Source organism: Bacillus sp. EKM202B (genome assembly GCF_011066025.1).
GTDB lineage: Bacteria > Bacillota > Bacilli > Bacillales > Bacillaceae_G > Bacillus_A > Bacillus_A toyonensis.
In genome coordinates, this window is the sequence record NZ_JAAMNK010000023.1 from 59,079 (window position 1) to 78,509 (window position 19,431).

Here is a 19,431-nt window from a genome sequence, read left to right on the forward strand (position 1 = left end):
TAAGAGAACAATATAGAATAGACTTCATAAATACGTTGCAACATTTCTAATAACGGTGTATTACTTTAGTGGTTTCTCTTTTTTTACTTATAACAGTAATTTCAGCTAAACCGGCCTCTCTTCATTTATGAGGCATTTCTTTCTCAATTCTACACATCACTTTAATAACTTCGGCAGCATTTATGGTATTGATTACACAAGCCACTGAAGCACTTTACATACATTTCCGCCTCTAATCACACACCTTTCTTACTAGTAATCGCATTTTTTATATTTTCTCCAGAGATAATAAATTTTCTCTCGACGCCCTCATTATAACGTGTATATTTATAAAATTAATATTTTTATATTTTCAGATTTTTTTACCAGGAAAAATTTTCAATATATAATAAATTTCAGCCATAATGCAGTAATTTTTTCCATTATTTTAAGATATACCAGTTACTTAATGCATTCCACCTCATACACTAAAACTATTGTAATAAATAATTAATGAATATATTTCCAAAATAGAAAAATAAATTTTCGGGATATATATTATTAATACCGAATTTATATACATTTATTGGAAAGTGATATCTCTTTTCCACCAAAGTTTTCTATAAGAATTGAACTCATTTTTCGGACAATACGTTTTTTAACTTGATGACAATAAGGAAACCCGCTAGCATTTTACAAAAACTACGCTAAGCCGAAAAATATAATAAGCCCCCCATATGGAAGGCTTATTTACAAAATAATCATTGTCTATTTTTATTGATTCTCTTCGTCTCTTTTATACTCCAAAATATCACCTGGTTGACAATTCAAAGTCTTACATATCGCTTCTAATGTTGAAAAACGAACCGCTTTTGCTTTCCCGTTTTTCAAAATAGAAAGATTTGCCATCGTAATCCCAACCCTCTCTGAAAGCTCCGTTACGCTCATTTTTCGTTTTGCTAACATCACATCAATATTAATAATGATTGCCATATCCTCCACCTCAGACCGTTAAATCATTTTCTGATTTTATATTAATAGCTTCTTGTAAAAGTCTTTGTAGAACAGCAGCAAAAACGGCAATTACCATAGAGGCGAAAATAATAACCAATCCAATTGGTATAAAACTTGGAGGGTCAACTCTTGCCGCCATAAGATAGTAGAGTGGCATACCTAGCAAGTACAAGGTACTAATCGTGATGGCACTGTATTTAATATTCTTTAAAGCCTTTACCGATAATTCCGAGAACGCTTCGTTCTTATCAATATAGCTTAAAAGTTTAAATGCTTGATACAGAGCAAGGTAAAAAGGTATCGCTGCCGCGTACATATCGATTAAAACGAGAGATTTCATATAAGCAATATTTGGATACAATTCTCCAGCAAAATCCCCAATCTTAGGCACCAAAAATATGCACAATACAAGGACTAGGATTCCTATAAAAATAATAGCTAGCTTTAAAAAGAGTGTCGTAACTTGTTTCATAAAAGCACCTCGCTTATTTAATAACAAAATGATTTTATCACACCATTTATTGTTTAACAATAAATATTAGTTGTTTTTTATTATATTATTATTGTTAATATAATATCCTTTTCATTTCAACAAAAATAAAAAGCATTTCTCATTACAAAGAAATGCTTTTACTTTAAAATATTAATTTTATAAATCATGTTATTGAATTTCTCCTGAACTCCCTAATTTAATGGGTTTTTTTCACACAAAACAATTGATTTTATCACAACTAAAGATTCCAAAAAAAATTATATTTAATATAATTTTTAAACTCCCCCATTCACTAGCTCGTTTATCGAATTTAATTTTGAAGAAAGCTTGATAAACCATTCTTCATCCCCTGTTAATAATGCAAGATCTATAAGATAAAGGATTTGTTCCTTGTTTATTGCTTTTGATTCAGGGAGTTTTTTTACGTGTTTACTTAAAAAGGACATTGTTCTACTTATTGTATCTCTGTTGTCACATTTAACAACATTAACCTTAACTACTTCCCCTACATGATCAAATGATTCAATATAACCAAGTATTAATTCACCCTCTACTGATATTCCTCGAACCCAATCTCCTACTTTTAAAACAGGATTATTTGACATCATACTTTTTCACCTTCCTACAAATGATTTTAGAATTAATTTATTAGGATTCGTTCCTCGTTTTTTAGAGACGACAAACAAGATAGACAAAACAACTCGAACTGTAATATTTTCCATTACATTTAGATATTAAGAACTCCACGGCCATATAGAAATTAAGCCGTTTTATCGTTCTTGATTGATTAGATCGACTACTTCTTTCATCGTATAGTTCTTTAAATATTCACCTAGATGTTCTTCAGCACCTAAGAAAATAGTGAAAAGAACTTTTCGCATATTCGAACCTACAATACACTGGTCATTCGATTCTGGACATTTAGGTTGCAAAGCACCTTCTGAGGTTATTTGATAAATATGCCAGAGATTAACTTCACTTAAATCTCGAGCGAAAATAAAACCTCCACCAATTCCCTCTTTTGATTGTATAAACTTATGTTTTTTTAACAAACTTAGCACTTTGCGAATGCGTACTGGATGAACACCTGCACTTTCTGAAATAGCATTGCTTGTTGACATCCGGTCTGGCTGTAGTGCTAAATAAGTTAAACTGTGAATGGCCAAGGTAAAGTCACTGTTCATGGTCTTCCTCCTACGATATAAATTGCTAATCACTTTCCAACTTACTGTAACTATAAATATTACAGATAGGTTTGTCAAACGTTAAGATTTATAAATAATTTTTACTATGAAGAAATACATTCATTTATATTCTATACGAGCTCACCGATGTCTATTAGTTACATTTATCTTTTTGAACTACCTATTATCATTTATGTTTTTTAAGTCTAAAAATAATTTTAAAAATCCCACTGTTTCTTGACTTGTTCTTCTGCCAACTGTTTAATTTTTGTCCAGATTGTATCTTTGCTCACAATAACATTTGTTTGATAATTTCTATTTTTATAATTCACTGTAACGCATACTTCAATCATCTCTTGCTTCCTCCTTTCAAAAAAATTTCACTTATTTATATTTAATCCCTGAAAAGTTTTGGATTTAGCTAGAATCTCTAACCTATAACTTCATTTTTTAAATAATCAAACTTAAAAACCCCACTGTTTCTTAACTTGATCTTCTGCCAATTGTTTAATTTTTGTCCAGATCGTATCTTTGCTCACAATAACATTTGTTTGATAGTTTCTATTTTTATAATTCACTGTAACGCATACTTCAATCATCTCTTGCTTCCTCCTCCCAAAAATTCCCTTTAAGAAATATTACTTATTAATTAGCCAACTTTTGCAATTCTATGTTCAGAACTGTTCGAACGCTACGTGGTAAAAATTTACGAATTTCTTCCTCGTTAAAACCAATCTGCAATCTTTTTTCATCCAACATTATTGGGCGGCGCAACATTTGAGGATACTCAATTATTAATTTATAAAATTCATTAAGCGATAGCGCCTCGATATTTATATTTAATTCCTGAAAAATTTTGGATCTAGTTGAAATAATTTCAGTAGCCCCTTCTTCAGTTAAACGAAGAATTGATTTAAGTTCATCGACTGTAAGAGAGTTTGATACGATATTTTTTTCGGTATAATCAATTTGATTCTCTTCAAGCCATGCTTTTGCTTTTCGGCATGAACCACAGCTTGCTGTCGTATATAAAATCACCATATTTTATTCACTCCTTTAATGTTCTTTATCAAACGTACAATTATTTTAAATATGGATTATTGAAATGTATTAAAAAAAATTACAGTTTAGAATCAAATTCACGTAATGTTATTTATTCGACAATGTTTAATTTATCTCAACTATCCGTTTCCTTTTAAAATGATGCTTTCATACAATTACTGTATCTACATTTTACAGACGATGACAACTTACTTCTTAAAACTATACTGTAATTTTAAACTTTACAGTTAGATTAATCAACTGTTAAGTCTTGGATTAAATCTATCAACGTAACAAATCGTTTTCTTTTGTGTGAATGTCCCCATAGTTATTATTCTCACCAATTTCAAATGCACTTCAAAGTATATTATACTCATTTCTTGCTTACATGTGCTATTATGGAATATATTTAGCACAATAAATAGTACGCACTTTAAAGTGTTATAGGCACTAAAAAGAAATAATTTTAGTATTCAAACGTATGTAGGCCCAAAACTGTCATCTAAATTCATCAAAGGAGTTTTTTTATGAAAACATATAATATTCCTGTAGAAGCGACTTTAGAAGTTATTGGTGGAAAGTGGAAAGTTGTTATCCTTTGTCATTTAAAAAAAGGAACAAAAAGAACGAGTGAATTAAAACGTTTAATGCCTGGTATTACACAAAAAATGTTAACACAGCAATTACGTGAACTGGAAGAAGACGATGTAATCCAAAGAAAAGTATATGATCAAGTACCACCGAAAGTAGAGTATTCTTTAACAGATTACGGTTCATCTTTAGGAGCCATACTCGATTCCCTCTGCGCTTGGGGAGAAGGTCATCTTGAAAAAAACGGGAACACATCCATGCTTATTACAGCTGATGAATAATAAAGTGAAACTTTAATCAGTGGGGGGTGTTCACCCCCCACTGATTATTAGCCTTCACCAATCGGGCTTTTATGGGCAGTGAGACTCCCACCTAACCTCTTTGCTTTCGCTGAATTTTGAGGTGGGAGTCTCACTGCCCTCAAATAGCGGGATACCTATTCCTCTATTTGTGTAAATTCTATCGAAGACATAAAAAAAGGTTGAGACACTACTTGCCTCAACCTTTTTTATGTCTCTTTATAACTTTTTGCGGTAATAACTGTTTCAAATTCAAAGGTTTCTGGTAGATGATCGGCATAAGAGTACTCGAATGTGCGTCCATCCGTTAAGTAGGCCACTTGTTCAACTCTCATTAGGAAATCTTGATTTGTTAAGTTCATAAACTGCTTTTCTCGATCATCTGGTCGAACTCCTTTAACCCTGACAACGGATGTCCCTACTTCAAGACCAAGTTTATTTTGAATGTGTGAGTATATCGATTCCTCTAAAACGGAAGCTTCAACACCTGGGATGACCGAAATCGGCATCCACGTATGCTCCATAATCGTCGGAATGCCGTGGATGATTCGAAGGCGGATGATTTTATAGACGAAATCACCGATTAAAACTCCCAATTTTTCAGCAACAATTTCATCGGCACCGACAATCGTAAACTCGATAATTTTACTTTCTACCTCACTGCCGTAAACAGCTTTCGTACCTGTTAAAGTTTGAATCATTCGTGCCTTTTCCTGTTGACGCCAATCTTGAACCACGGTTCCACTTCCACGCCTGCGGATGATGTAGCCATCTCTGACTAACAAATCCAGCGCTTTTTTAATAGTAAGTGCTGAAACGCTAAATTCTTCAGCAAGGACGGGGCTACTCGGGATTTTTTCGTTAATTTTATATTCGCTGTCTAAAATTTGCTGTTTAATTTTTTGGTAAATGCCGAGGTATTTTACTTGTGTTGATCCACTTGCCATTTCCATACCTCCTTTATACTGTATTCCCTCTTCTATTCATTCAAATGTAAAGCCTCAAGTTTGTAAACAGAAGGTGATGGAGCAGCAAATCCGTTTTCCAAGATTTCAATATTCGTTACTGCTTCTTCGTCTTTCACAAGTTTTGGTGCACCATTTACGATTGTTTCATACGCTGCATCATAGAAACGACCGTAATCACCAAGCGGCGTTTTAATTTGTTTTTCAATCCAATCACCGTTTGCGTTACGATATTTAGCAATTCCATAGTACATCGGCGAATCTTCACCAAATCCTGCACTCTCAGGCATAATACCCGCTTTCAGATCATTTTCCTGCTGATCTTCACCGTATTTAATAAATGAACCATTTGTTCCATGAACGATAAAGCGTGGATAATCTTTCGCTACAACATGGTTTGTTTTCAATTTAATTTTCAGCTGATTGCCGTAATGTAGACCAACATCGAAATAATTATCAACCGCACCTTCCACTTCATTATTACGAATATCGTATGTCACCGTATCCGGACGGCCGAATAGTGAAATCATACGGTCCATCGTATGAATACCTAAACTGTAAAATGAACCTTCTTCTTTTGGAGCTTCATGAGTGATTGAACCAGGACGGAAATAATCAATATGTGATTCGACCTCAACAATATCACCGAGGAATCCTTGTTCCACAACTTGCTTCACAGCTAAGAAATCACCATCAAAACGACGGTTTTGATAAGGCATAACTACTACACCTTTCTCTCGTCCTAAAGCTAATAATTCTTTCGCATGTTCAACTGTATCGCAAAATGGTTTTTCAACGATAACTGATTTCCCAGCAAGTATAACTTTTTTTGCCAATTCGTAGTGCGTATGTGCTGGCGTACAGATCGTCACTACTTGAATTTCTTTGTCATTCAACAATTCGTCCAAATCAGTAGTAAAATAAACTCCTTTTACCTCATATGGAGCCGCTAATTCTTCATTAATTTGCCTTGCAAAAATTGTTTTTACTTTTATATTTTCACGTGTATTTACATAAGGTAAGTGATAACGGTTAGCTGATTTCCCAAATCCGATAAAGCCCATTGTTAATATCATGTTCTTCAACTTCCTTGCTCATAAATTTTCGTTTCTATATTTATTATATATTTTTATGATAAAAAGTATATAGTTTTATTTTTGAAATTATATATTAAATAAAAAATCAGGATAAAAATCATTTCGATTTTCATCCTGACTTTTTACTATTTTTGTGTAATACCAAACATTAATTTTTTTAATTCGCACGTTCTCTATTTGTCTTTCTTTAAATGACAAAGAATAACTACTTTCCACGAATAATTTCTAAAGTTTCCTCCACAGGAATAGTGTGTGTCTTCATGTAAAAACCCCTTTAATAATTTTATAAAACAAATAAGCTAAAATATTTTAATATTACTTTTAAGTATCTATAGCACTTTAAAGTACGTACTTTTCATTATGTAAAATACATTTCATAATAGCATTTGTAAGAGTTGCATAAGTAATTCAGTAGTAAATATTACCTATGTTATCTTTTAGGTATCCATCGTACTTTAAAGTACTTACTTTTTTAACTGTTTCAATACTTTTATCATGCATTTTGCCGGACGATGAAATGGCATGTTTTAATTTTCACATCCATTCACAATGATTAATTAATTTTTAAATACATTTTAGGAGGATATCTATAATGAGTAAATTACTAAAAGAAAAAATCGGTTTTGGTACAGCTCCACTAGGGAATATGTACCGTAATATCCCAGAAGAAGAAGCAATCGCTACAGCGGATGCTGCTTGGGAGAATGGCGTTCGTTACTTTGATACAGCTCCACTTTATGGATCTGGATTAGCGGAAATCCGTCTTGGTGAAGCACTATCAAAAAGAAATCGTGATGATTACTTTTTAAGCACGAAAGTGGGTCGAACTATTTCGGATGAGCTAGAAGATCCATCTGCACGTGATTTAGGTGAAAAAGGCGGACTTTTCGAATTTGGTCGCAAAAATAAAATGATCAATGATTATAGCGCAGATGCAACACTTCGTTCTATCGAGCAAAGTTTGAAACGTTTAAAAACAGATCGTCTAGACTTTGTTTTCATTCATGATTTAGCACAAGACTTTTATGGCGACGAGTGGATTTCACAATTTGAAACGGCTCGTACAGGGGCATTCCGTGCGCTAACACGTTTACGTGAAGAAGGAGTCATTAAAGGTTGGGGACTTGGAGTAAACAAAGTAGAATCAATTGAACTTATGCTTGATTTGGAAGAAGCGAAGCCAAATATCTCCTTGTTAGCTGGTCGTTATTCACTATTAGACCACGGGCGTGCCTTGCAACGAGTAATGCCTGCAGCTGTTAAGCATAATATGGATATTGTTGTTGGTGGCCCATACAGCTCAGGTATTCTTGCTGGAGGTGCTCACTTCGAATATCAAAAAGCATCACCAGAAATTATTGCAAAAGTTGAGAAAATCAAAGTTCTTGCAAATCGTCATGAAATCAGCATTAAAGCTGCTGCTTTACAGTTTTCATTGGCTAACCCAGCGGTTGCTGCCGTTGTTCCTGGTGCAAGTAAACCGGAACGAATTGTAGAAGACCAAAATGCATTAAACACAGTAATTCCCGCAGCATTCTGGGAAGAAATGCGCGAACAAAAACTAGTAGCACCTAATGCACCACTACCAATCAACGTAAAATAAAGTGAAACTTTAATCAGTGGGAGCATCCCCCACTGATTATTTCCCCGCAAATAGCGAGTTAAAAAGGAGCATAATAAATATGGCACATACTACTACATCTATGACAATTTTCGGTTCCCTTGAACAAGTATGGCAATTAATCGGAGGTTTCAACTCCCTTCCAGACTGGTTACCTTATATACCTAGCAGTAAATTAACTGAAGGCGGTCGTGTACGTCACCTAGCTAATCCAGATGGTGATACGATTATAGAACGCTTAGAAGTATTCAATGAGAAAGAACGCTACTACACGTATTCAATCATGAATGCACCATTCCCAGTCACTAATTATCTATCTACAATCCAGGTGAAAGAAGGTACTGAAAGTAACACATCGTTAGTAGAGTGGTCTGGCACTTTCACCCCTGTAGAGGTTAGTGATGAAGAGGCAATAAATCTGTTTCATAGCATCTACAGCGATGGACTGAAAGCATTGCAGCAAGCATTTCTAGATTGAGCTACTAAAAACAATGAAAAGCAAAGCGATATCGCTTTGCTTTTTTATAAAATCCCTTTTAACTTTTCACCAATCAACTTCGCTACATACTCATACCCTTCTGGTCCAAAGTGTAGCCCATCTCTTTCATCATTTTCTACAAATGTTTTATAATTCCGTTCTTGAATCATTTCAGCATACAAATTTAGAAAATAGCTTCCTGTTTCTTTCGCCACTTCCTCTACCACGTCTGCATACTGACCGAGCACTTTATTTGTTCTATTATGCTGTCTTTCTTCATCAACTGGTGCAGGACTAATAAGCAGTACTTTACCTGACGAAATATGGTTCACAATCTTCTCTAAATTTTCTTTGTATGTTTGTAATGACCCTTGTGAAAAAGAAACTGCATCATTCGTGCCAAGAAAAACTGTTACAAAATCTGGTTTATGTGATAATACATCTTCTTCAATCCTATTTAACGCATCGAATGTATTATCACCTGGAACACCTGCATTCACCACTTCCCAATTTGAGAATATCCTTTGTAACCTTGGTGTTAATCTAGGTGTACCATCAAAAAATACATCATCAGCTGTAATACTATCACCGAAGCATACTAACGTTTTCATTAGACTTGCTCTCCTTTTACGTATGAAATAACTTTCCTTCTACCGCCCTAATATATCTTTCAGCAGAACGTTCCACTGCCTCATTTGCATTCTCTTTTACTACGCGATGAAAAGCGTTGTATAAACGATTAAACTGTAACGGCTTCACTCGATTCACCATTTCTTCCACTTTTCTCGCTGGTAATGGAATTAAGTTTGGATAGCTGTACATAAAACTTACCCATCGCTCATCCGCTACAACTTGAATAATATCACCTGTTAACAAAATTCCTTTTCCATCATTACCTTCTTCCCAATGTAAGACAGATCCACCTTTAAAATGACCTCCTAGACGATGAATGACCAATCCATCAGCTAATTGTAAAGACTCACCAGACCAATAAATAATACGACTACTCGGGCGCATCACCCACTCTTTATCATCTTCGTGTATATAAATTGGTACATCAAATGTCTCTGCCCATTCTACTTGCGTTGAATAATAATGAGGATGAGACAATGCAATTGCATCTAATCCGCCAAGCTCTTTTATTTTCGCAATTGTCATTTCATCTAAATAAGTAATGCAGTCCCATAGTAATCGATATGATTCTATTTTCACTACAAATGCTGTTTGACCGATCGCAAACCCTGGTTTGGTCGTAATACTATAAAGCCCGTTTTCTTCTTCGATTATTTCATTTTTATATGTATCACTTATTTGCAAGTTTTCTAAAGTCGTCCAAGACTGCCCTTTCGGATTCACATATTGCCTTTCTTCATCACAAATATGACAACTCACCGGTTCCTCTACACTCGCTGCATACTGCACACCACACGTTGTACAAACGAAATTTTTCATCATAATTCCCCCTATCCCTATATTTTTATTAAGCTGATTTTTGTTGATACTGATCTGCTTTTTTATTTTCAATTAATAAACTTATATAAGTAAGTAAATAAACAGCTGTAACCGACAATGGAATCACCGTAAATCCTTTTTCTGCAAACAGAATCCCGCAAACTGACGTCACGAATACAGTCCCTACTGACAATAGACCATAACTTTTGCTTTCATAAATCCATACGTACGGGATAAAATGAACACCTATTAACATTGCTACTACAAAAGGTAACCATTCTGGAAATTGAAAATAGGCAAGTAATACAAGCGGAATATTCAATACATTTATCCCACCAATTAATCCTGCCAAAATCCCTAACGGATTTCCTTTCGCAAACATATCAATTTTCAATATAGCAGCTATCATTAAGCCGAAAGGAAACACACATCCCATACCGATTAAATATACCCACACCACTTGTTTTTCAGAAAGAACAAAGCCCGTTATACTCATAACCATCCAAAATAAAACACCAGCTAATATAATCGGTAATCCTCTCTTCGTTTTGATTGCTAAATCCTTTTTCGCTTCTGCAATATTCATCTCACCATCTCCCCAAAAATATTTGTGCTATAAAGTAGTCTCAACCTCGCCCATCCAATAACGCCAAGCTGCTAAATAATCTTCTAAATCTTTCGGGTGGTGTCTTAAACACGTATCTATCCGCAAATATAAACCTATGACCATTTCTTCATATAAATTACGGTCTTCTCTATGAAATACACTTTGTTTCATCACATAATCAATTGCTTCTTTCGTTAAATCTTCCGGAGTTGAACAAAACGCGTAAATTAAATCGTATATAGGATCTCCTAATACTGGTAAAGGATCAATTACTCCATGTAACCTATTCTCTTGAACTATAAAATTATGGAATCCGAAATCGCCATGTAATAAAAATGGCTCATCTATTCCAGCCCCTCTATTCGGACTATTTGCTAACTTAAAAACAAGTCTACATTCTTCATCACTTATGTACGACTTTACATTTTCGTGAGCTTCCATCACAGTTACTGTTAAAAATTCATTCCAAGATTGAACCGTACTGTCCTTCCATCCCCAGCCACTCACCTTTGGAACTTTTTCATACTTATTGATAACGTCCTTTACAAGTTTGCACAGTATACTTCGTTTATGGCCAGATTTGCACGAAGTAGTCCCCTCAAGAAATGAATAAACAATATATCGACTTAACGGATCCTTATATAAAAGCTTTGGAAACGCATCATTCTTTTTATAAAACTGAAGAAAATAAGCTTCTTCACGTATTACATCCGATTCATTCAGTTTTACAACGTATTGTTCATCCAACAAATATATTGTACTTGTCGTTCCCCCGTTCAAACCTTTCATGTTTTTTGGATAATGTAAAATAACCTTCTCTTTAACTAGTTGTGCAGCGATTATTGAAATGTCCATTCCCTCACCCTTACACTCTGAATATTCCCTTAATTCAAAAGGTAACTTTACTATTATTTGACAGACATAAGGGGATTCCTCCCACCCATCTTAATATAACAAATTACACTTTCATTACTTCATCATATAATTCATTCCATTTATGATATTGCGATGCGATTTCTTTATTCCAAATGATCTTCATTTAATCTAGTAATTTCTATTGCACGATCTCTCTCTTGTAATTTACGAGCCAAACTTTCTACACCAAACACTTCTGTAAATGTGTGGCTACCTACTATTAAGTTGATACCTTTAAATTTTGCATGTTGCACTGTATATAATGTTTTTTCTCCTGTTATATACGTATCACAACCTTTTTCTAATGCTCGCTCAATCAAATTTGTATTGTTACCTGCACCAGTTAAAATCGCAATCCGTTTTATTGGTTTATCGTGATTCCTCCAGCTCTTCACTTTCTCTTCCATTCTTTCTTCAAGTTTTTCAACCAAGTTTGAAAATGCAATCGCTTCTTCAAATTCTCCTATTCCAGGTAATTCCTCTTCCTCATACGTAGAGTATTCTAGAATTGTATCTATCCCCATTTCATTAAATAATGACGTACACGTACCAAATTCAATAAAATCTAACGGCAAATGAATCCAAAAATGATTCATTTCATATTGTTTTAATTTCTCAATACAAGCCTCTTCCATGCCAAACAAAAAATTCCAAGGAGCATGATGTGTAACTATCATATCGACTCCATTTTTATACGCTTCCTCAATCGTCTCTAGTGTCAAATTTGTTGTGTAACCGATTTTGTGAAACTCCTCTTTACTTATATGAGTATAACCATATTCATCATCGCCGTATTTATGAAGATGCTCTCCAAATAGCGATTTTATATGTTCGTTAAACTGCGTTATATTCATTTTCATTTCTCCTTTCATTTACTTTTATATTTCATAAATAAGGAAATACTAAATAACAACGTTACATACATATAGGAGGACAATATGAAACCTGAATTTTTAAAAGCTGTACATGATGCGATTGGAAATGTCGAACACATTCATATAGAAGAAAGCGGCGCAGACAGTTTACTTATTCACCACGATGATGCGCAGCAATTAAAACAAGTTGCTGAGACTTTAGAAAATAATAATTTTCGCTCCGCTTTAAGAACAACGGGAAATGCTTCATATATTGAAGTGTTGAATAGATAAGGAGAAGTCCCGGTTATATGCCGGGCTTTTTCTAACCCTCATTAAAAATTTTATAATAAAGCTCTATCTCCGTTTTAAACAAACAATTATTTCTCCAAAATATCCTCTGCATCTTTTCATTCGACGTATGTGTGCTCCCAATATAATAGGTAGCACCCATTTCCTTTAACATATGTAGAGATTGAAGATGCAGTTGGGAAGCAATTCCTTTCCCGCGACAATAAGGCATTACCCCAAAATAAAATAATCGTCCTTCACTTTCTGTTCCAGATTCTATATGCGGTATGGACATACCAATTGGCTCATTTTTATCATAAAAAACAATACATGACTTTTCCCTGTCCTTACCTAACTCTGTTTGCACTGAATAAAAATGCTCATCGATAGTTAAAATTGAAGTTTGATTTCCTGAATTCAACATACATTGCTTCCAAATGTATTTAAATTCTTTTTCTGATAAGGTTTCTTCTATTGAACAATATGTATATTGTTTTTCAAGCGCCTCTACATTGTTTAACCCTCTACACACTTCTATTTTTGCTGCGTGCAAAGAAAAACCTGCATCAAGTAACACTCTCGTACTTGAGTTATAACCATTAAACCTTTTGTTTAATACAATACTCGCTCTTTTTAACTCCCAGTTAAAACAAACCTCTTCAAATCTACATATCTTCTCTGTATAAGTTTGTACATCATAAAATACATCCTCTTCTATTTCTTCAATTGTGACTGCATTTGGTAAGCCATTTAATATTTTTTTAGAAGAGCCAAATAAATTTTTGATAACTGTAAGATCGTTCTTCACCACTTCGTTTCCCCTACCCCTGGTTCAATACATTCACCTGAAGTTTCATTTATATCTCACTCTCGGTTATTGATTGAATATTCTTTATTATCTTACACAAAATACAAAATTTAGTAAATTATTATGTTTTTTATAAACAAAAATCCAGTTATACATACTGCATAACTGGATTTCTCATTATTTAATACCCTTTTTATTTTGCAAAAAAAGCATCCCTTAATTCCCTCTTCAACACTTTCCCTAAAGCATTTTTCGGTAAGTCTTCCATAAATACAACTTCTGGTATTTTATAGCTTGCCAATTTTTCTTTACAATGCTGCATAATCTCTTCTTCTGTTAAAGATGTTTGAATGTCTTTTACAATATACGCTGTTGGAACCTCTCCCCAAAAATCATTGGGAACTCCAACTACTGCAACTTCTAAAACACCATTGATTTCATGAATAACATCTTCTACTTGATCTGGATATACGTTGTCACCACCGCGTACGATAACATCTTTATATCTTCCCATAATATGTAGGAATCCATCATCATCTATCATGCCAGCATCACCCATGTTAAACCAATTATCTTTTACTACCTTTTTCGTCGCCATTTCATTATTCCAATATCCTTTAAACATGTACGGGCTTCTTACGTGAATCTCTCCAACTTCATTTGTTGTTAGTTCATGTCCTGTTTCTGGGTGAACAATTTTTAACTCTACATGTTTTAGTGTTTTCCCTACAGAAGACATCTTTTCATTTCCCATCATTGGATGCCATGAAGTTACAACCCAACCTTCTGTACTACCATAGCCTTGCACCATATAGATTCCTATTTCCAAATATTTTTGAATGAGCGTTTCTGGCACTTTTGTTCCACCGCTTTGTGCTACTTTAAAGGTTGAAATATTACGTTCTTTTTTATTTAGTTCATCAAGCATGTAGCTATAAACAGCCGGGAATGCAAGCATAGTAGTAATTTTCTCTTCTTCAATCTTATCCCAAATAAGAGTAGGATTCGAATCAGCTAAGAAAATCATCGTAACACCATGATAAATGCAATTTAAAATAGAAAGCACGCCACTCATATGAAACAATGGATGCACGGATAAAAAGCGTTCACCTGCTGGAATTTCTCTTTGCCCCGCAATCTCAGTAAAATAGTGATGTAAGTTTTTATGACCAATTACACATGCTTTTGCCTGTCCAGTCGTTCCTGAAGTAAATAAGTAAATTGCATCATCATCTTCATGAACGTCTACGGTCGGCTCTGTAATTGGCTGTTCTTGTAATTTTAATTCAAATGAACCAAAGCCTTCTTTTGTCGTTTCAATTACATAAGGAATTTCTTTAACAGCATCAACCTTTAATAAAACTTCACTAAACTCTTCATCAATAACTAGCACTTTTAATTTTGCTTCTTTTACAATCATTTCCAATTCATAAACAGTAAGCTGATGATTTAGCGGGATAAATATCGCTCCAATTTTTAAGCTTGCCATCATAACGCTTGGAAACGGGTGATTATTTTTGCATAAGATTCCTATACGATCCCCTCTTTGCACACCGTTATGTAACAAATAATGCGCAAACTGATTTACTCGTTCATTATACTGCTGAAATGAATATCTTTTTTCTCCGCCTACAAGCGCTTCCAAATTTGGTGATTGCATTGCTCTCTTTTGTAATAATTGTCGCATCGTTCTCAAATAAAACTCCCCTTTATATATGTTAGGGTTTTTATTTTACCAGATTAACTATTAATTTACTAAAGATTACACTTAGTGAATTTAAAACGAATAAAGTGAAACTTTAATCAGCCCTCACCAATCGGGCTTTTACAGGCAGCCCAAATCTCACCTAACTCCCTCGTATTCGCTGATTTTTGAGGTAGGAGTCCTGCTGTCTACAAATAGCGGGATTTAAAAATAGCCATCTACTTATCAAGTAAATGGCTATTTCTCCTTATATATTAGAATACTTCTTATTCATCACATATTGCACATACTCAGGCGCACTATTATTAATCTCTTCATCACTTAGCTTATATTCTGCACCATATAAATAAAACGAAGGTATAAACTCCATTCCCGTGTATAAGCTTGTAGCGTGAAATGGTTTCGTCAACTCAGCCATTGTGATCCCGCTATTTTCATAGTCTATTTCTAATCCACCTATAGAAATAGCTACACCAAACTCTTTTCCCTTCACTTTATCCCCTTTAGATCCGTAAGCAAATCCATATGTTAATACATCATCGAACCATTTTTTTAATAATGGTGGTGAGCTATACCAGTAAAGTGGAAATTGGAATATATATCGGTCGTGCTCTACTAACAGCTTTTGTTCTTCTTCAATATTAAACTCCCAATTTGGTGCCACTTTATATAATTCATGCACCGTAATTTCATCCGAATATTTCTCAAGTTCTTCTACCCATCTTTTATTAATTCGAGACTTTTCAATATCAGGATGTGCTACAATTACAAGTGTTTTCATATATTTTCTTCCCCCTTATAAATAATTCAAACGCTTTAGTATTAGTATGAATGAGTCACATATAATTGAAAAGTACGTACTTTCAGGTACTATAGGAACCTTGAGGTACCTTTGGAGGTGTTATATGAATCAAAATGATGACTGCCCAATTGCAACGACACTCGATGTAATTGGCGGAAAGTGGAAAGTTTATATTTTATGTGTTTTGATGGATGGAAAAATGCGAACAAATGAAATTAAACGAGAAATTCCAAACCTTACACAAAAAGTTCTTACACAGCAACTTCGGCAACTTGAAGCTGATGGGATTATCCATCGTACCGTATATCAAGAAGTACCACCAAAGGTTGAGTACACGATAAGTGAACACGGAAAATCTTTAATGCATATTATGAATGAACTATTTGAATGGGGAAAAGATCATCAGATGAAAAGATTAAATGACTAAAAGAACACTATCAATTTTGTTCAATCTTCTATGTCAAGAATTTTTCTAAAATTTCATAATAGGGTACCGTAACATGTGATTAACCTAAGGTTGAAAATTCCCCCAAAAATGGTAATTTTGTATTTTTATCGTTTTTTTGGGATAACTTGTTTTCTTAAGTTAATGGACATGGGACGTACCCACCATCTATCAATCCAAGAAGATTTAATTAGGAAAATGAAATTTTATAAAGTTTCGTATATACTTACTACATTTCCCTTATTAAACGCTCGCTCTATTTTTTCTAATCTCAATTGTACGTAAGCTATAAAGGAGCACCCCTAAACCAAGAATTTTTTCATTATTAGACGCATTAGAACCTAATGTAATAGTAGGTACATTTAAACCCATAAACCTTTCACTCCATTCTATAGGCATATATCCTTGTTTACCGATTGCTAATGTACGTCCTTCTATTGTACGGAGAGTGCTTTGAATAAAATCAAACTCAACTTCTACATCTGACAATTTTGTAGCTTTATCAGTCATCAAAGTACCACGTATCATAGTAAATCCTTGTATCATTTTTTCTTTAAACATACCAATCTGGTTATAATTCGAATCATAAGTTACCCAATCATATCCGTCCACTTCAGTATGAAAATATGCTATAATTTCCCCGCTACTTGTTTCTAATCCATAAACATCTTTATTATGTAAAAAAGGTATCACTGAAAAAAGAATATTAGATGAAACTATCTTTGTTCCTGCAATATATCCACCATCAGGATGATATAAACCAAATTGCTTGTTTCGTTTAGGTAATTCTAATACGACAAAAGTATCAACATCCCAAAATGTTGCATTACTTTTTATAGTATTTTTTTGTATCAGCTTCCCTTTTCTTAACTGCCAAAATCCAATTCCAAAAAAGATAGAAGAAGCGATAACAAAAAAGATAATCTGCCCCCAATTAACATGTCCCCAATCGTCATATACAGCGCATAACGCAAGAATAAAAATACCCGTTCCAATTAACAGTTTAAACTTCCCTTTTCTCTTATAGTAATCAAATAATTCCATTTCTATATTTCCACCCCTTATTTGTGTTCCCTGACTATTAATATATCAAAAATACAGAATGCCCTCTATCCAAAAATATGGGTTCCACTGCCCATGTCATTTGTTACTCTTCATAATTATCAACTTAATAAATTTTATTGCTGTCAATTGAGTTTTCATAAACTTTGTACATAAAGAACAGATAACTTAATGAACATGAAAGCCTTTTACCAACAAACTAAGATGAAATGTTATAATATATGTAAAAATCAAATATTCTTTAAAAATTACGTAAAGTGCTGCTTAAGATTATTAGTATGTTAGAGATTCCAAATAATTATAACGTTACCAGTTCAAATATTAATAGAGGTGAAATCATTGAAGAATCAATATATAGCAACACTTGTCGAAATCGTGTTAAAGCATATACCCAATGCAGCTGAGAAATCGATGTTATTTGCATTTTACAATGGGGTCGTCACGACGTATAGTTACTTTCATTATGAATCTATGAAAGTATTTGAACATGGCTCAGAAGGACTTCCATCTAATGAAATTATGGACAATATTCAAAGAGTACGTCATACCGGGGAATCGAACTGGACTGCATTTGTTTTAACTGTCAAAACAAATGGTTTATATGAAGTTGATTATTATGACGATTTAAATCCTACTTTAGAGTGCAGTTCTGCACTACTTTTACTTGCATACAGCCATTATCATATTGAACCAACCTCTGATTTTGGTAAATCACAACTACAAAGCGCTATTAAAGCCGAAAGTTTTAAGAAAACGTTAAACTACGCGTGTATGAGAAATGACATAGAAACAGTTAAAGAAAAGTTAGTAAACATTAAATTATCTACATTAAATAAAAAAGGACCTGATAGAAAAACGCCACTTCACATTGCTTGTCTAAATGGCAATATTGAGATTGTTACATTACTAGTAGAAGCAGGAGCAGATTTGAAAATTAAATATCATGGAGAAACACCTTTTGCCCTAGCATGCGGAAAAGGTAACGTAGAAATTATTAAATATTTAATTTCTAAAGGTGAAAATGCAAATGATATCATGGTCGGAAAAGTCACTCCTCTTCATTTAATTAGTAGTTCTGGTAATCAAGAAATTGTTCAATATATTTTAGAGCGTATTACAAATATAAATGCGGTGACAAACAGGAAACGTTCAGCTCTCCACTACGCAGTGGAGGATAACAATCTTGAAGCAGCAAAGGTTTTAATAGACAACGGTATTGATATGGAATTACTAGAAGAATACAAAAGGGGTGCATTAAGCCTTGCTTGCGGCCGCAATAAACCAGAGATGGCAGCGCTGTTGTTAGAAAATGGAGCTAATATCCATAGTACAGGACAAGGAAAAATCACACCGTTACATAGTGCATGTGAACAAGGCTTTATTGAAGTAGTTCGAGTGTTACTACAACATCAACCGAACTTGCATGAGAAAGCAACATTATACAGTATGCCAAAGAATGAAAAATTAAAAGAAACCCCCATCGAAACAGCCGAACGCCTTGGATACGATGAGATAGTCGAACTTTTGAGCTCAAAATTATGAGAAAGAATGAAAGTAAAATCAATATTTTTGTATTTTAGAGATAATACCATATCACTATCAAGCTAATTAAAAAGATACTCCTTAAAAGTAAAAAACGCTATTCTCTCTGTATGGAGTGAACCCTGAGAATGAGACGATAAAAAACACCTCTCTAAATCGTAAGTATCAGTTATGATTTTAATGGAG

Annotated in this window: 24 protein-coding genes; 6 read left to right on the plus strand and 18 right to left on the minus strand. The window is 33.9% G+C overall.

Translation table 11 applies throughout. The features are described 5' to 3' along the window. Positions 1–753: 753 nt before the first annotated feature. The 7 genes from G9F74_RS22390 to spxA all read right to left on the minus strand — a co-directional run bounded on the left by G9F74_RS22390 (position 754) and on the right by spxA (position 3,711). Entirely contained in the window at positions 754–972 is a 219-nt protein-coding gene (locus tag G9F74_RS22390) for a helix-turn-helix domain-containing protein (protein ID WP_000974630.1), read from the minus strand. A 10-nt stretch (positions 973–982) separates the two neighbouring features. Continuing rightward, the gene (locus G9F74_RS22395; RefSeq protein ID WP_000815889.1) at positions 983–1,465 is read right to left on the minus strand and encodes a DUF2975 domain-containing protein; all 483 of its coding nucleotides are present in this window, start codon (positions 1,463–1,465) and stop codon (positions 983–985) included. Positions 1,466–1,761: 296 nt separating this feature from the next. Continuing rightward, positions 1,762–2,094: an IDEAL domain-containing protein gene (locus G9F74_RS22400; RefSeq protein WP_000987479.1), complete on the minus strand. Its 333-nt coding sequence runs from the start codon at positions 2,092–2,094 to the stop codon at positions 1,762–1,764. Between the two features lie 162 nt (positions 2,095–2,256). After that, complete coding sequence (saiR, locus tag G9F74_RS22405) at positions 2,257–2,670, minus strand: Rrf2-family transcriptional regulator SaiR (RefSeq protein WP_001083461.1); 414 nt, start codon at positions 2,668–2,670, stop codon at positions 2,257–2,259. Between the two features lie 218 nt (positions 2,671–2,888). Next, complete coding sequence (locus tag G9F74_RS22410) at positions 2,889–3,023, minus strand: BA3454 family stress response protein (RefSeq protein ID WP_000573526.1); 135 nt, start codon at positions 3,021–3,023, stop codon at positions 2,889–2,891. A gap of 111 nt (positions 3,024–3,134) precedes the next feature. After that, entirely contained in the window at positions 3,135–3,269 is a 135-nt protein-coding gene (locus G9F74_RS22415) for a BA3454 family stress response protein (RefSeq protein ID WP_000573525.1), read from the minus strand. Between the two features lie 46 nt (positions 3,270–3,315). Continuing rightward, positions 3,316–3,711 carry a transcriptional regulator SpxA gene (gene spxA / locus G9F74_RS22420; protein ID WP_000236192.1) on the minus strand — a complete coding sequence of 132 codons (396 nt, stop codon included), beginning with the start codon at positions 3,709–3,711 and terminating at the stop codon, positions 3,316–3,318. Between the two features lie 527 nt (positions 3,712–4,238). Here spxA and G9F74_RS22425 point away from each other — a divergent pair. Next, complete coding sequence (locus G9F74_RS22425) at positions 4,239–4,583, plus strand: winged helix-turn-helix transcriptional regulator (RefSeq protein WP_000860824.1); 345 nt, start codon at positions 4,239–4,241, stop codon at positions 4,581–4,583. A gap of 227 nt (positions 4,584–4,810) precedes the next feature. On the opposite strand, the gene G9F74_RS22430 is transcribed toward G9F74_RS22425, so the two are convergent. Both G9F74_RS22430 and G9F74_RS22435 read right to left on the minus strand, forming a co-directional pair. After that, entirely contained in the window at positions 4,811–5,548 is a 738-nt protein-coding gene (locus G9F74_RS22430) for a GntR family transcriptional regulator (protein ID WP_000146294.1), read from the minus strand. A 32-nt stretch (positions 5,549–5,580) separates the two neighbouring features. Next, positions 5,581–6,642: an oxidoreductase gene (locus tag G9F74_RS22435; RefSeq protein ID WP_016108834.1), complete on the minus strand. Its 1,062-nt coding sequence runs from the start codon at positions 6,640–6,642 to the stop codon at positions 5,581–5,583. A gap of 613 nt (positions 6,643–7,255) precedes the next feature. On the opposite strand from G9F74_RS22435, the gene G9F74_RS22440 reads away from it, so the two are divergent. Continuing rightward, positions 7,256–8,266 (plus strand): aldo/keto reductase, encoded by a 1,011-nt coding sequence (locus G9F74_RS22440; protein ID WP_016108835.1) that lies wholly within the window; start codon positions 7,256–7,258, stop codon positions 8,264–8,266. A 79-nt stretch (positions 8,267–8,345) separates the two neighbouring features. Then, entirely contained in the window at positions 8,346–8,762 is a 417-nt protein-coding gene (locus tag G9F74_RS22445; protein WP_000951541.1) for an SRPBCC family protein, read from the plus strand. 44 nt (positions 8,763–8,806) lie between these two features. On the opposite strand, the gene G9F74_RS22450 is transcribed toward G9F74_RS22445, so the two are convergent. From G9F74_RS22450 to G9F74_RS22470, 5 genes are all read right to left on the minus strand, one after another. After that, positions 8,807–9,373 (minus strand): SGNH/GDSL hydrolase family protein, encoded by a 567-nt coding sequence (locus G9F74_RS22450; protein ID WP_000855189.1) that lies wholly within the window; start codon positions 9,371–9,373, stop codon positions 8,807–8,809. A 16-nt stretch (positions 9,374–9,389) separates the two neighbouring features. Next, complete coding sequence (locus G9F74_RS22455) at positions 9,390–10,217, minus strand: MBL fold metallo-hydrolase (RefSeq protein ID WP_002048673.1); 828 nt, start codon at positions 10,215–10,217, stop codon at positions 9,390–9,392. 25 nt (positions 10,218–10,242) lie between these two features. Continuing rightward, a complete protein-coding gene (locus G9F74_RS22460; RefSeq protein ID WP_001017279.1) occupies positions 10,243–10,800 on the minus strand; it encodes a DUF7010 family protein in 558 nt (185 codons plus the stop codon). Positions 10,801–10,827: 27 nt separating this feature from the next. Beyond that, positions 10,828–11,676, minus strand: a complete 849-nt coding sequence (locus tag G9F74_RS22465) for a phosphotransferase (RefSeq protein ID WP_000355231.1) — start codon at positions 11,674–11,676, stop codon at positions 10,828–10,830. 164 nt (positions 11,677–11,840) lie between these two features. Next, positions 11,841–12,590 (minus strand): Nif3-like dinuclear metal center hexameric protein, encoded by a 750-nt coding sequence (locus G9F74_RS22470; protein WP_001027988.1) that lies wholly within the window; start codon positions 12,588–12,590, stop codon positions 11,841–11,843. A gap of 84 nt (positions 12,591–12,674) precedes the next feature. Here G9F74_RS22470 and G9F74_RS22475 point away from each other — a divergent pair, with 84 nt between their 5' ends. Then, positions 12,675–12,884, plus strand: coding sequence for a hypothetical protein (locus G9F74_RS22475; protein ID WP_000801649.1), 210 nt, complete (start codon positions 12,675–12,677; stop codon positions 12,882–12,884). Positions 12,885–12,915: 31 nt separating this feature from the next. Here the strand turns inward: G9F74_RS22475 and G9F74_RS22480 are convergent, their stop codons facing one another. From G9F74_RS22480 to G9F74_RS22490, 3 genes are all read right to left on the minus strand, one after another. Further along, positions 12,916–13,692, minus strand: a complete 777-nt coding sequence (locus G9F74_RS22480) for a GNAT family N-acetyltransferase (protein ID WP_016108836.1) — start codon at positions 13,690–13,692, stop codon at positions 12,916–12,918. Between the two features lie 190 nt (positions 13,693–13,882). Beyond that, positions 13,883–15,385 carry a class I adenylate-forming enzyme family protein gene (locus tag G9F74_RS22485; protein WP_001259977.1) on the minus strand — a complete coding sequence of 501 codons (1,503 nt, stop codon included), beginning with the start codon at positions 15,383–15,385 and terminating at the stop codon, positions 13,883–13,885. Positions 15,386–15,641: 256 nt separating this feature from the next. Continuing rightward, positions 15,642–16,175 carry an NAD(P)H-dependent oxidoreductase gene (locus tag G9F74_RS22490; RefSeq protein WP_000855237.1) on the minus strand — a complete coding sequence of 178 codons (534 nt, stop codon included), beginning with the start codon at positions 16,173–16,175 and terminating at the stop codon, positions 15,642–15,644. A gap of 124 nt (positions 16,176–16,299) precedes the next feature. Here G9F74_RS22490 and G9F74_RS22495 point away from each other — a divergent pair, with 124 nt between their 5' ends. Then, a complete protein-coding gene (locus G9F74_RS22495; protein ID WP_001072967.1) occupies positions 16,300–16,623 on the plus strand; it encodes a winged helix-turn-helix transcriptional regulator in 324 nt (107 codons plus the stop codon). 261 nt (positions 16,624–16,884) lie between these two features. Here the strand turns inward: G9F74_RS22495 and G9F74_RS22500 are convergent, their stop codons facing one another. Beyond that, positions 16,885–17,685 carry a hypothetical protein gene (locus G9F74_RS22500; protein WP_000418467.1) on the minus strand — a complete coding sequence of 267 codons (801 nt, stop codon included), beginning with the start codon at positions 17,683–17,685 and terminating at the stop codon, positions 16,885–16,887. Positions 17,686–18,042: 357 nt separating this feature from the next. Between G9F74_RS22500 and G9F74_RS22505 the strand changes: the two genes are divergently transcribed. Then, positions 18,043–19,245 (plus strand): ankyrin repeat domain-containing protein, encoded by a 1,203-nt coding sequence (locus tag G9F74_RS22505; protein ID WP_000795995.1) that lies wholly within the window; start codon positions 18,043–18,045, stop codon positions 19,243–19,245. Positions 19,246–19,431: the final 186 nt, after the last annotated feature.